At 43.5% G+C, this 17,913-nt stretch carries 22 protein-coding genes; 2 read left to right on the plus strand and 20 right to left on the minus strand.

Features of this window, described 5'->3' with window-relative positions; all coding sequences use genetic code 11:
* Positions 1-5: 5 nt before the first annotated feature.
* The 9 genes from N8L39_RS06675 to N8L39_RS06715 form a co-directional block, all read right to left on the minus strand.
* On the minus strand, positions 6-194 hold the full coding sequence (locus tag N8L39_RS06675) for a DNA-directed RNA polymerase subunit beta (RefSeq protein ID WP_025169706.1): 189 nt from the start codon (positions 192-194) through the stop codon (positions 6-8).
* Positions 187-1,470 (minus strand): UDP-N-acetylglucosamine 1-carboxyvinyltransferase, encoded by a 1,284-nt coding sequence (murA, locus tag N8L39_RS06680; RefSeq protein WP_261010449.1) that lies wholly within the window; start codon positions 1,468-1,470, stop codon positions 187-189. The genes N8L39_RS06675 and murA overlap by 8 nt, the downstream gene beginning before the upstream one ends.
* A gap of 23 nt (positions 1,471-1,493) precedes the next feature.
* The gene (locus tag N8L39_RS06685; RefSeq protein WP_000250398.1) at positions 1,494-1,724 is read right to left on the minus strand and encodes a DUF1146 family protein; all 231 of its coding nucleotides are present in this window, start codon (positions 1,722-1,724) and stop codon (positions 1,494-1,496) included.
* Between the two features lie 56 nt (positions 1,725-1,780).
* On the minus strand, positions 1,781-2,818 hold the full coding sequence (locus N8L39_RS06690) for a SepM family pheromone-processing serine protease (protein ID WP_261010448.1): 1,038 nt from the start codon (positions 2,816-2,818) through the stop codon (positions 1,781-1,783).
* Positions 2,802-3,290, minus strand: coding sequence for a pantetheine-phosphate adenylyltransferase (gene coaD / locus N8L39_RS06695; RefSeq protein ID WP_261010447.1), 489 nt, complete (start codon positions 3,288-3,290; stop codon positions 2,802-2,804). The genes N8L39_RS06690 and coaD overlap by 17 nt, the downstream gene beginning before the upstream one ends.
* A complete protein-coding gene (gene rsmD, locus N8L39_RS06700) occupies positions 3,280-3,819 on the minus strand; it encodes a 16S rRNA (guanine(966)-N(2))-methyltransferase RsmD (RefSeq protein WP_125393136.1) in 540 nt (179 codons plus the stop codon). The genes coaD and rsmD overlap by 11 nt, the downstream gene beginning before the upstream one ends.
* A gap of 64 nt (positions 3,820-3,883) precedes the next feature.
* Positions 3,884-4,876, minus strand: coding sequence for an aspartate--ammonia ligase (asnA, locus tag N8L39_RS06705; RefSeq protein WP_000748003.1), 993 nt, complete (start codon positions 4,874-4,876; stop codon positions 3,884-3,886).
* A gap of 111 nt (positions 4,877-4,987) precedes the next feature.
* Complete coding sequence (locus N8L39_RS06710; protein WP_023943450.1) at positions 4,988-5,671, minus strand: Bax inhibitor-1/YccA family protein; 684 nt, start codon at positions 5,669-5,671, stop codon at positions 4,988-4,990.
* A gap of 54 nt (positions 5,672-5,725) precedes the next feature.
* A complete protein-coding gene (locus tag N8L39_RS06715; RefSeq protein WP_261010446.1) occupies positions 5,726-6,466 on the minus strand; it encodes a TrmH family RNA methyltransferase in 741 nt (246 codons plus the stop codon).
* 33 nt (positions 6,467-6,499) lie between these two features.
* Between N8L39_RS06715 and N8L39_RS06720 the strand changes: the two genes are divergently transcribed.
* Positions 6,500-6,778, plus strand: coding sequence for an acylphosphatase (locus N8L39_RS06720; protein WP_001174612.1), 279 nt, complete (start codon positions 6,500-6,502; stop codon positions 6,776-6,778).
* 77 nt (positions 6,779-6,855) lie between these two features.
* Entirely contained in the window at positions 6,856-7,782 is a 927-nt protein-coding gene (gene yidC / locus N8L39_RS06725) for a membrane protein insertase YidC (protein WP_049551841.1), read from the plus strand.
* 227 nt (positions 7,783-8,009) lie between these two features.
* Here yidC and pflA read toward each other — a convergent pair whose 3' ends face one another.
* The 11 genes from pflA to N8L39_RS06780 form a co-directional block, all read right to left on the minus strand.
* Positions 8,010-8,804: a pyruvate formate-lyase-activating protein gene (gene pflA, locus N8L39_RS06730; protein ID WP_001288286.1), complete on the minus strand. Its 795-nt coding sequence runs from the start codon at positions 8,802-8,804 to the stop codon at positions 8,010-8,012.
* A 125-nt stretch (positions 8,805-8,929) separates the two neighbouring features.
* A complete protein-coding gene (locus tag N8L39_RS06735; protein ID WP_261010445.1) occupies positions 8,930-10,180 on the minus strand; it encodes a diaminopimelate decarboxylase in 1,251 nt (416 codons plus the stop codon).
* A gap of 66 nt (positions 10,181-10,246) precedes the next feature.
* A complete protein-coding gene (purR, locus tag N8L39_RS06740) occupies positions 10,247-11,074 on the minus strand; it encodes a pur operon repressor (RefSeq protein ID WP_004255834.1) in 828 nt (275 codons plus the stop codon).
* Positions 11,075-11,178: 104 nt separating this feature from the next.
* The gene (locus N8L39_RS06745; RefSeq protein ID WP_261010444.1) at positions 11,179-12,120 is read right to left on the minus strand and encodes a 3'-5' exoribonuclease YhaM family protein; all 942 of its coding nucleotides are present in this window, start codon (positions 12,118-12,120) and stop codon (positions 11,179-11,181) included.
* A complete protein-coding gene (locus N8L39_RS06750; RefSeq protein WP_261010443.1) occupies positions 12,110-13,366 on the minus strand; it encodes a DNA recombination protein RmuC in 1,257 nt (418 codons plus the stop codon). The genes N8L39_RS06745 and N8L39_RS06750 overlap by 11 nt, the downstream gene beginning before the upstream one ends.
* A gap of 1 nt (position 13,367) precedes the next feature.
* Positions 13,368-14,030, minus strand: a complete 663-nt coding sequence (locus N8L39_RS06755) for a thiamine diphosphokinase (RefSeq protein ID WP_261010442.1) — start codon at positions 14,028-14,030, stop codon at positions 13,368-13,370.
* Positions 13,993-14,649 carry a ribulose-phosphate 3-epimerase gene (gene rpe / locus N8L39_RS06760; protein ID WP_261010441.1) on the minus strand — a complete coding sequence of 219 codons (657 nt, stop codon included), beginning with the start codon at positions 14,647-14,649 and terminating at the stop codon, positions 13,993-13,995. Before rpe ends, N8L39_RS06755 begins: the two co-directional genes overlap by 38 nt.
* A 10-nt stretch (positions 14,650-14,659) precedes the next feature.
* Positions 14,660-15,538 (minus strand): ribosome small subunit-dependent GTPase A, encoded by an 879-nt coding sequence (rsgA, locus tag N8L39_RS06765; RefSeq protein WP_261010440.1) that lies wholly within the window; start codon positions 15,536-15,538, stop codon positions 14,660-14,662.
* A gap of 1 nt (position 15,539) precedes the next feature.
* Entirely contained in the window at positions 15,540-16,412 is an 873-nt protein-coding gene (rsmA, locus tag N8L39_RS06770) for a 16S rRNA (adenine(1518)-N(6)/adenine(1519)-N(6))-dimethyltransferase RsmA (RefSeq protein ID WP_261010439.1), read from the minus strand.
* A 64-nt stretch (positions 16,413-16,476) separates the two neighbouring features.
* The gene (rnmV, locus tag N8L39_RS06775) at positions 16,477-17,043 is read right to left on the minus strand and encodes a ribonuclease M5 (RefSeq protein ID WP_261010438.1); all 567 of its coding nucleotides are present in this window, start codon (positions 17,041-17,043) and stop codon (positions 16,477-16,479) included.
* On the minus strand, positions 17,043-17,816 hold the full coding sequence (locus N8L39_RS06780) for a TatD family hydrolase (protein WP_261010437.1): 774 nt from the start codon (positions 17,814-17,816) through the stop codon (positions 17,043-17,045). Before N8L39_RS06780 ends, rnmV begins: the two co-directional genes overlap by 1 nt.
* Positions 17,817-17,913 lie beyond the last annotated feature (97 nt).

A 17,913-nucleotide genomic window follows, 5' to 3' on the forward strand; every position in this document is an offset into this window, starting at 1 on the left:
CCAGCCTAATTTCCTGTAAATTTATGAATCAATTCCTGCCATTTTGCTGGAGACAGGATAGCCCATGGATCTTGACCCTTGCCCAAGATTCCATAGCCTACCATTAGACCGATTCCTAGGGCTAAAACACCTAAAATCAGTACTATGATGACTAAAAGTAAACGCTTGACTACGTAGCTTGATTTCTTATTCATCTTCATCACTTGCCTCAATCCGCTGAATCTTAGCACCTAACTGCGCCAACTTCTCATGGAAACGGTAATAACCTCTATCCAAGTGAACCAATTTACCAACAACGGTTTCTCCTTGCGCTACCAAACCTGTCAAAATCAAGGCTGCGCTGGCACGAAGGTCAGTTGAAAGAACTTCTGCTCCCTGCAAAGCTTGTCCACCAACAATACGAGCTGTATCACGGATAATCTCAGAGTGCAAGCCCATGCGACGCATTTCTTCTAGATGTTGGAAACGATTTTCAAAAACTGTCTCTATCATAGTTGATTCCCCTTTTGCGACGGTCATCAAGGCTGTAAATTGAGCCTGCATATCTGTTGGAAATCCTGGGTGGGGCAAGGTTTTTACATGAACAGCTTTTAGACTTTCTAGTTGAGAGCGAACTCGAATTCCTTCAGTCTCCTCTGTCACTTCCACTCCCATTTCAAGCAATTTGGCAATCAAGGGACGGTTATGCTCCCAGACAGCGTCTTTAATCAAGACATCACCACCAGTCATGGCAGCAGCTACCATAAAGGTTCCTGCTTCGATACGGTCTTGGACTACATTATGAGTCGTACCATGAAGTTTCTCAACACCGGTAATGGTAATGGTCTCTGTACCAGCACCCTTAACCTTAGCTCCCATTTCATTGAGGAGAATGGCTAGGTCAACAATCTCAGGCTCACGCGCAGCATTTTCAATCACTGTCACCCCATCAGCCAGGGTCGCCGCCATCATCAAGTTCTGCGTAGCACCAACACTTGGAAAGTCCATATAGATATGGGCACCATGTAAGCGATCAGCCTTGGCTTCGATATAACCAGCTGTCTGACTAATCTTAGCCCCCATAGCTTCTAGACCTTTCAAATGAAGATCAATAGGACGGCTACCAATCGTACAACCACCTGGCATGGATACCTTGGCATGACCTACACGTGCAAGAATTGGTCCCAAGACAACGATAGATGCACGCATCTTGCTGACATACTTGTAAGGAGCTTCCTCAGTGATATCACCAGTCGCGTCCACCTCAACAAGATGATCTTCTTCATTAAAATCCACCTTGGCATTTAAACCGCGAACCACCTGATTCATAGTGAAAACATCTGACAAGATAGGAACATTCTGCAAGACGGTCTTTCCTTCACTTGCTAGAATAGTCGCTGCCAACAAAGGTAAGACTGCATTCTTTGCTCCTTCGATCGTAACACTTCCTACCAGACGATTATCGCCACCTTGAACCACAATTTTTTCCATACTTATTTCCTTTACTCTTGATTTTATAATAATCCTCTAAACGCTTCTTGCCACAACTGATATAGGCTGATAAAGAAAGAACTCATGATGTAGCCCATTACAATGCTAAAAAAGGCTACTAGTAAACGAACTTTTCCTGTATTCTCAGCTGTCACTTTTAAAACCTTTTCCCATCTAACAAGATTTTTTAAAAGGTAAAAACTCACATAAATAAAGAGCATGTGACTGCTTAGAGTGAATAATAATTGAACCATTTGACTATTATACCATCTTCTCTGTTTGTGCGCTAGTTTGGAAACTTCACTTAAAACTAGGGATTGTTTTTCAAGTAATCAATTGCATCTTGTAGGGTTTTAACAGGCACGATTTTCATATCTGTCTTGATTGTTTTAGCTGCTTCTAGGGCTGTTTGGTAGTTGTTTTTCGCATCTGGATGCGCTTTTTGTTCTTCTTCGCTAACAGGGTTATCTGGAGCAAAGAAAATCGCGGCACCTTCTCTAGCTGAAGCTACAACTTTCTTATCAATACCTCCAATGTCTCCCACATTACCATCGCGGTCAATGGTTCCTGTACCGGCAACGATACGGCCATTACGAAGGCCAGGGTCAGCTATTTGGGTATAGATGGCCAGACTAAACATGAGACCTGCACTTGGACCGCCAATACCAGCTGTTGAAAAGCGAATTGGGACATCACTGGTCACTTCCGTACGGTCAATCAAACCGATTCCAATCCCATTTTTGCCATTTTCTAGAGTAATAATTTTTCCTTCTGCAGATTTGGTTTGCCCATCCTCTTCATAAGTTACCTTGACAGAGTCCCCTAATTTTTGAGAATTAACGTAATCAATCAAATCTTTGGAACTGTCGAAGGTCTGATCATTGACTGCTATGACCGTATCAGAGATGTTGAGAATCCCTTTAAAGGTCGAATTATCCGTCACAGTCAAAACATAAACCCCAAGGTATTTAAGTTCAATATCCTTACCAGCTGTTTTTAGCCCTTGATACTTGGCCATATTTTGCGATGTCTGCATGTAGAATTGATTGATCCGCATAAATTCAACATCGGAAGAACCACCTGTAGTCTCCTGAGCACTACGAATATCTGTAAAAGGCGTCAACCACGCATAAATCATATGGGCTAAAGTGGCATGTTGGACACCAACCGTAACGAAGTGATAGGCCCCAGCTTCCTTATCTTCTGTGTCATTGACTTTAAGGACTTGGCGAATATCTTCCGAACCACCTGGAACCTCTATATAGTAGGGCAAGGGCACTACAAATGCCAAGAAGGTCACAATCAAGGCCGCAATGACATATAAGGGCCATCTAATCTTTTTTTTCATTTTTTATTTCCTCCAAAATACTCTCAGGAACATAGCAGGTAATATCCTGACCAAACTTCAAAAGTTCTCTAACACCTGATGAACTGATATAGAGATGTTCAGGTCGACTATGCAAATAAATGGTTTCTATATCAGGAGACAGCTGATGATTGTAGTAATCAAAACTGGCTTCATATTGCAAATCCGACGCATTTCTCAAACCACGCACTAGGCAAGTAGCCCCCAGTCTTTTTGCAACATCAACTACCAATTCATCATGAGAAGACACGACTGCAACATTTTCCAAATGTTTCACAGCCTTTTCTAACCCCCGTTTACGATTTTCGATAGGAAGAAATCCTTGTTTGTGGGGATTAAAAAAAATACCGACATATAGCTTATCAAAGAGTCTGCTCGCCCGTTCAATGATATCCAGATGCCCATTTGTCATCGGATCAAATGAGCCTGTGAATAATACAATCTTATCTGACATAGACTGTCACCTTACTAATTCCATAAATCTTTTCCTTCCAGATGCCCAGGCAGGCAATTTCTTCTGGAAGTTCCACGGCTTTATCCGTCTCACACACGACCATGACATCTTCAGCAAAAAGCGCTCTCTCAGCCATTTTTTCAATATCTGCTACGATTTGTTCCTTGGCATAAGGAGGGTCTAAGAAAATGAGGTCAAATCCCCCAGATACCTGTTCCAATGCCCTTTCTGCATCCATTTTAAGAAGTTGAAATTTCCCAACTTCCTTGGTCATCTGAATATTTTCAGCCACAATAGCCTGAGCCTTACGGTCTCGTTCCACCAAAACAGCGCTGGACATGCCACGCGATACTGCTTCGATAGATAAACCACCACTACCTGCATAAAGGTCCAAGACTCGTCCCCCTTCAAAGTAGGGACCAATCATGTTAAAAATAGCTCCCCTAACCTTATCCGAAGTTGGTCTTGTCGTCTTGCCTTCTAGTGTCTTGAGGGGACGTCCCCCATAGATTCCTGATACGATTTTCATACCGTTTATTATACCAAATTATGGGCGAAAAGAGAAAGAAAACCGAACCTCGCGGTTCGATTCTCTACAAAATATTTTCGTAAGTATCGCGGACTTCTTGAGGCCAAACACTTGTTTGCACTTCTCCGATGTGTTTCTTACGAAGTAGGAACATGGCCATACGAGATTGTCCAATTCCTCCACCGATTGTCAATGGGAATAGGCCGTTCAACAAAGCCTTGTGCCATTCCAATTCCAAGCGGTCTTCATCACCTGTGATGGCAACCTGACGGCGAAGCGTTTCTTCATCTACACGGATTCCCATAGAAGACAACTCAAAGGCTCCACCCAGAGACTCATTCCAAACAAGAATATCGCCATTCAGACCCTTGTAGCCATTTTCAGATTCGCTTGTCCAGTCATCGTAGTCTGGTGCACGCCCATCGTGCGGTTTACCGTCTGGTAATTCACCACCGATACCGATCAAGAAGACTGCTCCAAATTCTTTACAGATAGCATTTTCACGCTCTTTTGGTGTCAGATCTGGGTAGCGTTCTACCAACTCTTCTGTGTGGATAAAAGTGATTTGTTTCGGCAAGATTGATTCGATATCATAGCGGGCTTCAACAGCTAGCTCAGTAAGACGAATAGCCTTGTAAATCTTCTCAACTGTTTCTTTTAGATAAGCGATATTCCGTTTACCATTTGGGATAACTTTCTCCCAGTCCCACTGGTCAACATAAACAGAGTGGGTCGCATCCAGCGAATCTTCGTCTGGACGAAGGGCCTTCATGTGGACAAAAAGGCCTTCTCCCTCACCGAAACCAAAACGGGCCAAAGTATGGCGTTTCCATTTGGCAAGTGAGTGCACCACTTCATAAGTAGCATCAGGGATTTGGAGAACCTTGACCGATACGGCATTCTCCACACCTGATAAATTATCCTGCATCCCGTCGCCGACCCTGCTCAAGATAGGACCTTGAACTTCGACAACTTCTAACTTATCTTTCAAATACTGGGTAAAAGTGTTTTTGACAAAGGAAATCTCTTCTTGTTGATGAATAAAACTTTTCTTCATAAACTACTCCTCAAAAAATTAATTAAAAGCATTATACACCTATTTCCAAGAAAAGAAAAGACCAAATATAAAAAAATCAGTGCTCCTTCGAACACTGATGTCATGAACCTTTTAGTCATTTCGACCGAAGATACGTAGAATACTTAGGAAGAGATTGATAAAATCAAGATAGATACTGAGAGCCATTGACACAACCCAACCTGTCGCTACACGGCCTTGTGATTGTTCATAAGCAAGACGAATTCTTTGGTTGTCCCAAGCAATTAGCCCAGAGAAGACCAAGACCATGGCTACGCTAATCATATAATCAAAGAAACCGCTAGCCAAGAAAATATTAACTACCATGGCAATCAGCAAACCGATAAGAGCCGCCATCATAGCCCGACCAAGCCCACTCAAATCTTTCTTGGTAAACATACCAACTGCCGCCATGACAAAGAAGAGAAGGGCGCTCGACACAAAGGCGGATAAAACTGTGCCCGGAGTATAGAAGGCCACCACAAAACTAAGGGTAAAGCCGTTTAAAACAGAGTAAAGTAAAAATACTGGAAGAGCCGCTGGACTATTCTTTGAAGCCATGCTACTGGCAACGAAAACCAAAGCCAACTCTGCAAAAGTAGCAATGGTCAACCAGAGACGTCCCTGCATCAAAAAGTAAACCAACTGAGACTGAAAGACCGTCAACATAAGACCTGATACTAAAGCGGATAGTCCGATTCCCAGACCAACAAAGGCATAAACCTTAGCGTAAAATTGATTGAGACCTGCGCGGTCATGAATAATAGTGTGATTCATCTTTTCTCCTTTTCTATGAACATCTTTCCTTGATTATAACAAAGAAAGTTAAAATTAGCTTAAATGGAAAATCAAGATACCGGCTGCAACGGCAACATTCAAACTCTCAGCCTGCCCCTTCATACTAATATGGACCAACTGGTCTGCACTTTCAGCCATGAGGGGACTAATTCCTTGACCCTCATTCCCCATAACTAGTACAAAATTTTCTATAGGAACCAGTTCTCTGTAATCAACAGAATCTTTAGATAGGGTTGTTGCCAGCACTGGGATAGCAACCTCTTTGGTTTCCTTAAGAAGCGCTTGACTCGACATCCGGTAAATAGGCAGATGAAAATGACTGCCTTGCATGGAACGTAGGGTCTTGAGACTGTAGATATCTGCCGATTTATCTGAAACAATTACTCCAGTAAAGCCTGCTGCATCCGCAGTTCGAATGATGGTTCCTACATTACCAGGATCTTGCACACCTTCCAAAAATAAGAACTTGCCCTGACTAAAGTCAGCTTGTCCTACTTCTTCTTTTTGAACCACCGCAACAATTCCCTGTGGAGTCTGAGAATCCGCCAAATCTAGCAGAATATCCTCTGACACCCAGACAGTTTGCGGAAAAGCAGCTAACTGATCTCGGTAATTTTCTAAGGCAAAGATTTTCTCAATCATCACCCCAGCTTGCACAGCTTCTTCAAACAAGTGCCAGCCTTCAATCAGATAAGCAGACTTGCGGTATTTTTTTTGGTGTAATTTCTTGGCATTTTTTACCACAGAATTGGCTTTTGAGGTTATAATAGTCATAGAAATATTATAACACAATCAAAGGGGTTTGGTATGCAAAAGGTTAGAATGATTGCCCAAGGTAGGGTGCAGGGAGTCGGCTTTCGTTGGGGTGTTTATAGCCTGGCACTTGAAATTGGTGGCATCACAGGTCGAGTATGGAATAACGACGATGGCACAGTGGAAATTTTAGCCCAAGCAGACTCATCTGCTATCATGGCAAAATTTATCCAAGAAATCCGCAAAGGACCAACACCTTTTTCAAAAGTCAGCTACTTAGATGTCAAACTGAGCAACTTTCCTCCTTACCCTGACTTTAAAATCGCAAATTAGGTCTCTAGAACTATTGTATATTTTGTAAAAAAACAGTAGAATAGAAAGGTATAATTTTTAAAGAAGGAATAAAAACAGTGAAATCTATTAAACGTTTTGCACTCTCAGCTATGGGAGTGGCTATGTTGCTAGTCTTAACTGGCTGTGTCAATGTCGATAAAGCCACAGGACAGCCAACAGGATTTATTTGGAATACTATCGGAGCGCCTATGGCTGAAGCTATCAAGTACTTCGCCAATGACAAGGGACTTGGTTTTGGGGTTGGTATCATCATCGTAACCATTATCGTGCGCTTGATTATCTTGCCACTTGGTATCTACCAATCATGGAAGGCGACGCTTCACTCTGAAAAGATGAACGCCCTCAAGCACGTCCTTGAGCCACACCAAACACGTCTCAAAGAAGCAACTACTCAAGAAGAAAAACTCGAAGCCCAACAAGCTCTCTTTGCTGCTCAAAAAGAGCACGGCATCAGCATGTTTGGTGGTGTAGGATGTTTCCCTATCCTCCTTCAAATGCCTTTCTTCTCAGCTATCTACTTTGCTGCCCAACATACTGAAGGTGTTGCTCAAGCAAGCTACCTAGGCATTCCTCTAGGTTCTCCAAGTATGATTTTAGTTGCCTTCGCTGGTATTCTTTACTATCTTCAATCACTCCTTTCACTTCACGGAGTAGAAGATGAAATGCAAAGAGAACAAATTAAGAAAATGATTTACATGAGCCCACTCATGATCGTTGTCTTCTCCCTCTTCTCACCAGCTAGTGTCACACTTTACTGGGTTGTCGGTGGTTTCATGATGATTCTCCAACAGTTTATCGTCAACTATATCGTTCGTCCAAAACTTCGTAAAAAAGTCCGTGAAGAACTAGCCAAGAACCCACCAAAAGCACGTGCTTTCTCTACACCAAGTGGACGAAAAGATGTTACCCCTGAACAACCAACTGCTATCACAAGCAAGAAAAAACACAAAAATCGCAACGCTGGAAAACAACGTTCGAGATAAGAAGAAAAAGGCTTAGCTGGTTTGCTAAGTCTTTTTTGCAAGTCATACTCTTCGAAAATCTCTTCAAACCACGTCAGCTTCGCCTTGCCGTAGGTATGATTACTGACTTCGTCAGTTCTATCCACAACCTCAAAACACTGTTTTGAGCAGCCTGCGACTAGCTTCCTAGTTTGTTCTTTGATTTTCATTGAGTATCAAAAGCCCGATGTTTCCATCAGGCTTCTTTTTTATCCATGTACACGTTTCATATAGTCTTGGTAACTTTCGGTATCCATGAGTTTTTTAGCGTTCTTGACGCGATCTGCTGTTGGTGGTTTAACCCCTTCGAGTGAATAAGGAATTCCCAGTTCACGCCATTTGAATTCTCCCATGGTGTGATAAGGCAGAATTTCAAACTTATCCACATTTTTGAGGGTCTTGACGAACTTCCCAAGTTCAATCAAGTCATCATCTCTATCTGTCAATCCTGGAACTAGCACGTGGCGAATCCAGACAGGTTTCCCGATATCTGATAGATACTGGGCACAGGCCAGGATGTTTTTATTGGTTTGACTAGTAACAATCTTGTGCTGTTCTTCGTTGATTTCCTTGATATCCAAGAGGACCAAGTCAGTGACAGCCATGAGTTTGTCAAACTTTTCAAGGTAACGTGGTTTATTACGGAAAGGAAGGGCACAAGTGTCCAAGGTACAGTGGATTCCGTGTTCTTTGGCCTTGGTAAAGAGGGCAATCAAGAAATCAATCTGCAAGAGGGCTTCTCCTCCACTGACTGTAATCCCACCCTTATTTCCCCAGAAACCGCGGTAACGCAAGGCCTCTGTCAAGACATCATCTACCGTCCGTTCACGTGACTTATTGGACTCCATAGCCCAAGTGTCCGGGTTGTGGCAGTACTGGCAACGCATGTGACAGCCCTGCAAAAAGACAATAAAGCGAATACCAGGCCCATCTACTGACCCAAAGCTTTCTGTCGAATGCACCATTCCTGTCACTTGTCCATAATCAATTGTTTCTTCAGACATATCGTTACCTTCCTTGAAAACGTTTTATAGTTTTATTATATCACGACTTGAAGGAAAAACAAGATTTTTGCCTATTTTTTAGAAAGCAATCTGTTTTTCAATTTCATTTTCAATTACTTATTATTTTATTCTTCAAAATCAAAACCATACAAGGTTGCAAAGTAGTCCTCAGGGCGCTCTGCACGGCGGATTTGACGGGCCTTACCTTCTTCGGTATAGAGGATTTCCGCAGAACGAAGTTTGGCGTTGTACTGGTAGCCCATTGAAAATCCGTGAGCACCTGTATCATGAATTACCAGCAAATCACCGATTTCTGTATGAGGCAGTTCGCGATTTACTGCAAATTTATCATTGTTTTCACAGAGTGAACCAACCACATCTACAACTTCAGTTGGTCCATCTGGATGGGTCACGTTAGTAATATGATGGTAGGCTCCGTACATAGCTGGACGCATGAGATTGACTGCTGATGCATCCACACCTAGATAGGTACGGTAGATTTCCTTCTTATGAGTCACTCTTGTAACCAAAGCACCATGAGGTGCTAGCATAAAACGCCCCAATTCGGTGAAAATCTTAACCTGACCAAGACCTGCTGGCGCAAGAACCTCTTCATACACCTTACGAACTCCCTCACCAATCAAGGCGATATCATTTGGCTCCTGCTCAGGACGATAGTTGACACCAATACCGCCAGAAAGATTGATAAAATCTAGTGAAATACCCAACTTTTCCTTGATTTCAACAGCCAATTCAAAAAGCTGACGCGCCAACTCTGGATAATAGAGATGGGTCACGGTATTGGACGCTAGGAAGGAGTGAATCCCAAAAGTCTTGGCTCCTTTTTCCTTCAAGATAGCAAAAGCTTCAAAGATCTGGTCCTTGGTCATTCCAAACTTAGCCTCTCCAGGATTGTCCATGATGTCTGTCCCCAGTTCAAAAACGCCGCCAGGATTGTAACGACATGAGATGATTTCTGGAATGCCTGCTGCTCGCTCTAGATGTTCAATATCTTCAAAGGCATCCAAGTTAATGGTCGCACCCAATTCACGCGCATAGGCATATTCCTTATCTGGCGTGTTGTTTGAAGAGAACATGATCTCAGAACCTGGAAAATCCAGTTTATGGCTCATCAAAAGCTCCACATAACTAGAGCAGTCCACACCGCAACCTTCCTCTTGAAGAATTTTCAAGATAGCTGGGGTTGGAGTAGCCTTAACTGCAAAATATTCCTTAAAGCCCTTGTTCCATGAAAATGCTTGGTTGACGGCTCTTGCCTTCTCACGAATCCCCTTCTCATCATACAAGTGAAAGGGAGTCGGGAACTCGGCAACAATCGCTTCTAAGTCTTCTTTATTGATAAATGGTGTCTTCATAAGCTTCCTTCTATTCTATTTGCAAAGAAAGGCTGGGACAATCGTTCCAACCTTTAGTTCTATCTCTTATTTATCTTCGTCAAAGATATTACCAACCTCAACATCGATAGTTTGGTTCTTGACATCAATATTGGTTACCTTCAAGAGTGACTTGTAGTCAAACTGCTTTTCACGTTCTTCTTGGGCATTGTCCGCAAAGACCGCTACACCTGCCAATTCTGAATCAAACTCACGCAAGAGACTGATCATCCCGTTGACAGTTCCGCCGCCTTTCAAGAAGTCATCCACAATCAAGACACGACTTCCTGCCTTGAGACTGCGTTTTGAAAGAAACATTTTCTCAATACGGTCTCCACTTGAACCTGAAACATAGTTGACGCTGACAGTTGAACCTTCGGTAATTTTCAGGTCACGGCGCACAATAACAAAAGGAACATTGAGGACATTGGCAACTGCATTTGCAAGTGGAACACCCTTAGTCGCTACAGTCATAACTGCATCAATTTTTTGATCCATAAAGCTCTTGGCAATAATGCGACCAATATTTTTCAAGATGGCTGGTGTGCTAAGTAAATCGGACAGGTAGATATAGCCACCTGGCAAGATACGGTCACTTTCTGACAACTTGGCACGCAAGTCCTCAACCATTTCCTTAGCATCATGGCTTGAGATTGATGGTGTGAAAATGACACCACCACCAGCACCAGTTACTGTCTGGATATGACCGATTTCAATTTCCTCAAAGGCGCGTTTGATAATGACGATATCCTCTGAGATGGATGATTTAGCAGATTCGTACTTTTCAGCAAAAGTATTGAGACTAGTTAGTTTATAAGGATTATTAATCAAATAGTTGGAAATGACAACCATCCGATCACTTCTTCTTAATTTCATTTCTATTTCCCACTTCATTTAATTTTGATATTTTATCTATTATACCATATTCACATAAAAAAACGAACATTCTTATCCTAAAAATGCTCGTTTTTCTTAAATTATTAATCTAAATCTGGTTTATAGAAGGAACGATTGTCCATTGCGAAGATTTTATTGGTCATCTCTCCCTTATCCACCAAAGCAAGAGCTGTTGACATCATCATCATGCTTGCATCCAGATTGTCAATCATATGGATAATCTCTGCTTCCATAATGCGTGGACGGACTGGACTTCCATACTCAAGTAAACCGTGGTGACTGAGGATGACATGACGAAGCAAAACGACTTCTTCCTTGGTATCATCGATGCCGAGTTCCATCACTGTCTTGGTAATTTCACTATCAATCAGAGCGATATGCCCAAGAAGATTGCCTCGCACTGTGTACTCGGTCTGGTCTGGTCCCGTCAACTCGATGACTTTAGCTAAGTCATGCAGCATAATCCCTGCATAGAGCAGGCTCTTATTGAGCTGAGGATAGACTTCGCTAATAGCATCTGCCAAACGCACCATGGTCGCCGTATGATAGGCCAAGCCTGTTTCAAAGGCATGGTGATTAGTCTTGGCAGCTGGATAAGAGTAGAATTCCTTATCATACTTGGTGTAGAGCTTTCGGACAATTCGTTGCCAAACAGGATTTTCAATTTTAAAAATCATTTGCGACATGTAGTCACGGATTTCCTTGGCATCAACTGGCGACTTGACCTTGAAATCAGCTGGATCATTGGGTTCACCAGGATGAGGCAGGCGAAGGGTAATTTGATTGACTTGAGGGGTGTTGTTATAAACTTCTCGGCGTCCTTTCATGTGGACAACCTTACCTGCGGTAAAGGCCTCAACGTTATGAGGTTGGGCATCCCAGAGTTTCCCTTCAATCTCGCCACTATCATCTTGGAAGGTAAAGGCTAGGTAGTTTTTCCCAGCTCGAGTTTGCCTCAGGTCAGCTGACTTGATTAGGTAAAAGCCTTCAAATAGCTCATCTTTTTTCATGTGACTAATCTTCATATTCTTCCTCATTTTCTTGGAAATGGAGTAGATCAAGCGCAGGCTCACCTTCTGACAACTCAATGTGACGGAGCGTCCGCTCGATAGCTGTGGTACGACGGTTTAATAATTCATCAATATTGCCAGAGGCATGTTGGAGGTGTTTTTGTGCCTTGACCAGAATGCCACCAAACTTACCAAACTCGGTCTTAACACTGGCAAGAGTCTTGCTGATATGGTCAGCACTCTTTTGGATATTAAGGGTTTTGAAACCAACTGATAGGGAATTGAGAAGAGCTGATAGGGTACTTGGACCCGCGACAATAATCTGCTCTTCCCGTCTCAAGTCATCAAAGAAGACCGGATTGCGGACGATTTCTGAGTAGAGACCTTCTGTCGGAACAAACAAAACTCCAAAATTGGTAGTCCGAGGCGGTGCTATGTACTTGCTCTTGATATCCTTGGCAAAGCGTTTGACGCTGGCTAGGAGCGACTTACGACAGCGTTCGATCTCGTCCTTGTCACCCGCTTCATAGGCTTCTTCTAAGCGGTAATAATCTGCCAGTGGAAACTTGGAGTCAATCGGTAAGTAGACATATTCCTGGTCACCCTGTCCAGGCAACTTGATGGCATACTCCACTCGTTCACTAGAGTTTTCAACCGTTGCGTACTCTCGTTCATACTGGGCAGGGGTCATGATGTCTTCGATGATTTGCCCCAGTTGCAATTCTCCCAAAATTCCTCGAGTCTTGGTTCCGGAGAGAACTTTATTAAGAGCACCGACATCACGGGCAACAGTCTGCATTTCTCCAAGACCACGATTGACCGACTCCAGTTGTTTGGAAACTGTCTCAAAGGAGGCCTGCAAGCGTGTCTGCAAGGTCTTTTCTAGTTTTTCTTCGACCGTTTGGCGCATTTGTTCCAAACGTTGCTCATTTGATTCCTGCAAGGCTTGAAGCCGTTGGTCGGTCTTATCTCTAGTTTGCAAGAGATTATCTGTCATTTCTTGACGGACCTGAGTCAGACCTTGGTGCAATTCCATTCGCACTTCTTGCAAACGGTCGCTGACAGCTACTTCCAAGTCTTTTTGATCTAACTGACTGGCTTGTCTGGCTTGTTCAAAGCGATAATCTAACTGGTCTGACAAATGATCTGCCTGGTCCTCCAAGCTCTTGGCTAGATGTTTTTCCTGCTTATCCTGTCTTTGCCAAATCAGAAAGAGGCCAGCTAGGTTGGCAATTAATAATAGAACTAATAAACTTTCCATCCTACCTCCTGTCATTGCTATGCAGTACGACCACATAACCATCTGGGCAAGTCACCGACACTTCCCTATCTATATATTCATTAGAAGCGTACACTTTTTTAAAGAAAAAATTTTCCTCTGTCAACTCATACTTGGCACCAAGAATGGTCAGCTGGCTATCCCGAACCGGCATAAAGGCAAGATAGTCGTAGTCTGAACGAGGTTCTAGCTGACTGGTTCCTTCTGGACAATAGGCAATCAAGTTTTGCCCATCCTCAATCGCTATCTGACGCATATAGGGAGCCAACTTGGGATTGCTAGGCAGAAAAACATTGGCCAGCATATGGTCAATACGGCCACCCAAAGCACCGAAAATAGTAACCTCAGCCTGAGGATTTTTCTCAAAAATAGTCAAGAGAGCCAATTCCAGATCTGTATCATCCTTTTCTGGTCGGGCTTGGACAAAATGCTGGGCACGTTTTTGAATCAACTGTCGCTCTTCTGCAGTGACAGAATCAAAATCTCCAACTGCTAGAGCAAGAGGTAGGTTTTTCTCCAAGACCCAGAGCGAGCCTCGATCCACACCGACAAAGCAATCAAAGTCTGTCCGGTAGTGACCGCGGTCTCCTCCTGCAAAAACGGCAACTCTAGTCCAGTTGTTTTCTGAGAGTTTGTACTCGCTCATTGACATCTCCCTTAAAGACATAGGAACCTGCTACAAAAACGGTCGCACCAGCTTCTTTGGCTTGAGCAATGGTTTGACCATCAATACCACCATCCACTTCGATTTCAAAGTTCAAAACTTTTTCATCACGAAGAGCAACCAACTCACGGACCTTATCCATGGTCTCTGGTAGAAAGGCTTGCCCACCAAAGCCTGGGTTAACTGTCATGATTAAAACTTGGTCAACTAGATGAAGGACGTGCTTGATGGCTTCAACTGGTGTGCCAGGATTGATAACGACTGAAGGCTTAACTCCGAGTGAACGTATTTTTTGGAGGGCACCATGAATATGAGGCGTTGCTTCTACATGGATGCTGATGATATCGGCACCTGCACGCGCAAAGTCTTCTAAATGATGCTCTGGATTAGCTACCATCAAGTGGCAGTCAAAGACCATCTTGCTATGAGGGCGAAGAGCTTCGACCACACCTGCACCAAAACTGATTTGTGGTACAAAGTGACCATCCATGATATCGATATGGGCATATTCTGCCCCAGTTGCTTCTAGGCGTTTGATTTCACGTTCAAAGTTGGCATAATCTGCTGCCAGAATTGACGGAGCAATCTTGTATTGAGACATAGGTTTCTCCTTATTTTGGAATTTTTTTGCTGACTTTTTTATAGGTTTCTCTGCGATTTTCAATCTCACTGAGGAATTGCAGGTAATTATCAAAACGGAAGGTTGCAATGGTACCATCTTCAATAGCTGGCTTGACCGCACAAGACGGCTCATGGGTATGGGTACAAGTACGGAACTTACAATCTCGGCTAACAGTAGCAATCTCTGGGAAGGCCTGATTGAGGTCTTCAGCCGTTGACACTTCATAGTCCAAGGATGAAAATCCCGGTGTATCTGCGATTTTACCCCCATTGAGGTTGTAAAAACTAACAGCTCGAGTAGTGTGGCGCCCGCGACCCAGACTGTCTGAAATTTCTCCTGTTTCAAGATTGAGGTCTGGTGCGATTTTATTGAGAAGAGTTGATTTCCCAACACCTGTCTGCCCCATAAAGACTGTAACCTTGCCTGTTAACAAGGGCAAAAGTTCTTCTTTACTGGTCACAAAGTTGTAGCCGATATCACCATAAGTCTGTTTATAAAAATCCAGTTCCCCTCTATCTTCCAGTAGGTCCATCTTGGAAATATAGACGATGGGATGAATACCCTTGTGCTCCAAAAGAACCAAGAAACGATCCAGCAAATTGCTGTTAAAATCAGGTTCCTTGACAGACATGATCACCACAGCTTGGTCAATATTGACAATAGGCGGACGGACCAGACTGTTTTTCCGTTCATGAATCTTGAGGATATAGCCTTCTGAATTTTCCTCGGCAGAAAAATCTACCAAATCCCCAACGTAGGGAGTATGGCCTTTTTTACGGAAATTTCCACGCGCGCGTGTTTGATAGACCAGGCCATCACTCTCTACATAGTAGAACCCAGCCAAGGCTTTAATGATTTGTCCCTGCATCTTAGAGTCCTTGCCCTTTAAGTGCATCTGCTAGGCTGGCAAATTCTGCCAAGCTGAGAGCTTCCCCACGTACACTTGGTGACAAGCCTGCTTGGCCCAAAGCCTTGGTCAATTTATCCTTGACTTCCTCGGTCTTGCCAAAGTAACCTGTCAAATTGTTCCACAAGGTCTTACGGCGATGGGTGAAACTAGCCTTGGAAACCTTAAAGAAGAAGTTCTCATCTTCTACTGCTACGGCTGGTTCTGGACGACGCACCATTTTCAAAATAGCAGAGTCCACGTTTGGCGCTGGCACAAATACCGTACGAGGCACGATGAAGGCAACCTTGGCAGTCATGTAATACTGCACAGCGATTGACAAACTGCCATATGCCTTGGTATTTGGTTGAGCGGAAATACGATCTGCCACTTCTTTTTGCATCATGACCACAAACTCACTAAAAGGAATGCCACTCTCGATTAAGTGCATGAGAATAGGCGTCGTGATATAGTATGGCAAGTTAGCTACTACCTTGATTGGCAGGTCAGGATTTTTGAAATTCTGGATATGTTGCGCCAAATCGACCTTGAGAATGTCCTCGTTAACCACTGTTACATTGTCAAAATCACGTAGGGTATCTGCCAAAATTGGCACCAAACGGTGGTCAATCTCAAAGGCCATGACTTGAGCCGCACGCTCTGCCAAAAATTCTGTCAAGGCACCAATCCCTGGCCCGATTTCGATAACATTGACCTGGTCATCAATTTCAGCCGTATCCACGATTTTTTGAAGGATATTAGTATCCGTCAAGAAATTTTGCCCGAAGGACTTTTTAAAGGTAAAACCGTGACGCTCCAGCACTGCCTTGGTCACGCTATAATCTGCAATTCTCATCTATTCTCTTTTCTATTATCTGTTACTACTATTGTAACACATTCCCCTTACATTTGGGGTCTGCTTAGCTGTTCTCATAAGATTTCATAGCTTCTTCCACTTCTGCCAAGGTGACTCCAAACAACTCTAAGCGTTTGAGGAGTTGCTTGCCGTTGGAATAGCCAATTCGGAGAGCCTCTCCTAGATATTCTCGTCGCTTACGGCTGTCTGCCCCTGCTAGAAAACCAAGGCGAATCAAGTCGTTACGACTGATGTCAAACTGACTCTCATGTTCAAATTGTTCCGTCACCTGAGCTAGAGCCGTTTTCAGGTCTTCATAGCTAGCATGTTCAATTCCCAGAGACCGCCCCTTGGTCTTGGATTTAGGAACAGCTTCATCTCGCTTGAGGAAGGCGTGCTGAACTGTTGGAATGGCCGTCATAATCATGCGACGAATCCGCTCCCCATTAAAATCTGGGTCTGTAAAGACAATGACTCCATGGCGTTGGTGTAAACGCTGAATCCGCTCTATATCCTGGTCATTGATGGCAGAACCTCGAGTCTCATAGGTCTCTACCTCGAAATAACGTTTGAGATTGGCCGTATCATCGCGACCTTCGACCACGATAACTTGTGAAATTTTTTCCTTCATTACTTGCTATCCAATCCAAAAATGCGCTCTGCATTTGCAGTCGTTGCCACCGCTAGCTCTTCTGTCGTCATGCCACGCAAATTCGCGATAAAATCTACTACATAGCGAGTGTAGGCAGTTTTGTTTTCGCGACCACGCTTGGGTACAGGTGCTAAGTAAGGCGCGTCTGTTTCCACCAAAATCTTGTCCAAAGGTAACTCTTTAGCTGCTCCTTGGATGTCAGTTGCCTTCTTGAAAGTCACCACTCCTGAGAAGGAAATAGTCATACCAAGCTCGACAAACTTCTCTGCCCATTCAAGTGTTCCAGAGAAAGAATGCATGATACCACCACGAGGACCAACGCCCTCGCTCTTGATAATCTCATAGGTATCTTCCAGCGCATCACGGGTATGGACCACAAAAGGTAAATCCAAGTCCTTAGATAACTGAATCTGACGGCGAAAAACCTGCTCTTGCACTTCTTTGGACGCTGTCATCCAATGGTAGTCCAAACCAATCTCACCCAAGGCAACAATCTTGGGATGTTTTAACTTATCCAACAAGTAAGCCTCGACTTCCTCTGTATAAGTGCCAGCTTCTGTAGGATGCCAACCAATAGTTGCGTAGAGTTGGTCGTACTCATCCACCAACTCCAAAGCACGCTCAATCGTCGGTTGATCAAAACCAACAATATTCATCTGTGTTACACCCATCTCAGCGGCTAAGGCAATTTCTTCTGCCTCACGACCTGCAAATTCTTCTACATTCAAGTGTGTATGTGTATCAAAAATCATCTCTTCTAACCTCGTTTTCTATCTTCTATTATACCAAAAAACTGCCCTCTCTCCTCATCTGTAAAAAATATTCTAAAATCCATCGTCGTCTCTTGAC

The sequence above is a fragment of the Streptococcus mitis genome (assembly GCF_946190285.1).
Classification (GTDB): Bacteria; Bacillota; Bacilli; order Lactobacillales; family Streptococcaceae; genus Streptococcus; species Streptococcus mitis_CP.

Bases quoted from the DNA above. Each gene is read 5' to 3' on its own strand.
- N8L39_RS06675 (WP_025169706.1), bottom strand. From the start codon at position 194: ATGAATAAGAAATCAAGCTACGTAGTCAAGCGTTTACTTTTAGTCATC.
- murA (WP_261010449.1), bottom strand. From the start codon at position 1,470: ATGGAAAAAATTGTGGTTCAAGGTGGCGATAATCGTCTGGTAGGAAGT.
- N8L39_RS06685 (WP_000250398.1), bottom strand. From the start codon at position 1,724: ATGGTTCAATTATTATTCACTCTAAGCAGTCACATGCTCTTTATTTAT.
- N8L39_RS06690 (WP_261010448.1), bottom strand. From the start codon at position 2,818: ATGAAAAAAAAGATTAGATGGCCCTTATATGTCATTGCGGCCTTGATT.
- coaD (WP_261010447.1), bottom strand. From the start codon at position 3,290: ATGTCAGATAAGATTGTATTATTCACAGGCTCATTTGATCCGATGACA.
- rsmD (WP_125393136.1), bottom strand. From the start codon at position 3,819: ATGAAAATCGTATCAGGAATCTATGGGGGACGTCCCCTCAAGACACTA.
- asnA (WP_000748003.1), bottom strand. From the start codon at position 4,876: ATGAAGAAAAGTTTTATTCATCAACAAGAAGAGATTTCCTTTGTCAAA.
- N8L39_RS06710 (WP_023943450.1), bottom strand. From the start codon at position 5,671: ATGAATCACACTATTATTCATGACCGCGCAGGTCTCAATCAATTTTAC.
- N8L39_RS06715 (WP_261010446.1), bottom strand. From the start codon at position 6,466: ATGACTATTATAACCTCAAAAGCCAATTCTGTGGTAAAAAATGCCAAG.
- N8L39_RS06720 (WP_001174612.1), top strand. From the start codon at position 6,500: ATGCAAAAGGTTAGAATGATTGCCCAAGGTAGGGTGCAGGGAGTCGGC.
- pflA (WP_001288286.1), bottom strand. From the start codon at position 8,804: ATGTCTGAAGAAACAATTGATTATGGACAAGTGACAGGAATGGTGCAT.
- N8L39_RS06735 (WP_261010445.1), bottom strand. From the start codon at position 10,180: ATGAAGACACCATTTATCAATAAAGAAGACTTAGAAGCGATTGTTGCC.
- purR (WP_004255834.1), bottom strand. From the start codon at position 11,074: ATGAAATTAAGAAGAAGTGATCGGATGGTTGTCATTTCCAACTATTTG.
- N8L39_RS06745 (WP_261010444.1), bottom strand. From the start codon at position 12,120: ATGAAGATTAGTCACATGAAAAAAGATGAGCTATTTGAAGGCTTTTAC.
- N8L39_RS06750 (WP_261010443.1), bottom strand. From the start codon at position 13,366: ATGGAAAGTTTATTAGTTCTATTATTAATTGCCAACCTAGCTGGCCTC.
- N8L39_RS06755 (WP_261010442.1), bottom strand. From the start codon at position 14,030: ATGAGCGAGTACAAACTCTCAGAAAACAACTGGACTAGAGTTGCCGTT.
- rpe (WP_261010441.1), bottom strand. From the start codon at position 14,649: ATGTCTCAATACAAGATTGCTCCGTCAATTCTGGCAGCAGATTATGCC.
- rsgA (WP_261010440.1), bottom strand. From the start codon at position 15,538: ATGCAGGGACAAATCATTAAAGCCTTGGCTGGGTTCTACTATGTAGAG.
- rsmA (WP_261010439.1), bottom strand. From the start codon at position 16,412: ATGAGAATTGCAGATTATAGCGTGACCAAGGCAGTGCTGGAGCGTCAC.
- rnmV (WP_261010438.1), bottom strand. From the start codon at position 17,043: ATGAAGGAAAAAATTTCACAAGTTATCGTGGTCGAAGGTCGCGATGAT.
- N8L39_RS06780 (WP_261010437.1), bottom strand. From the start codon at position 17,816: ATGATTTTTGATACACATACACACTTGAATGTAGAAGAATTTGCAGGT.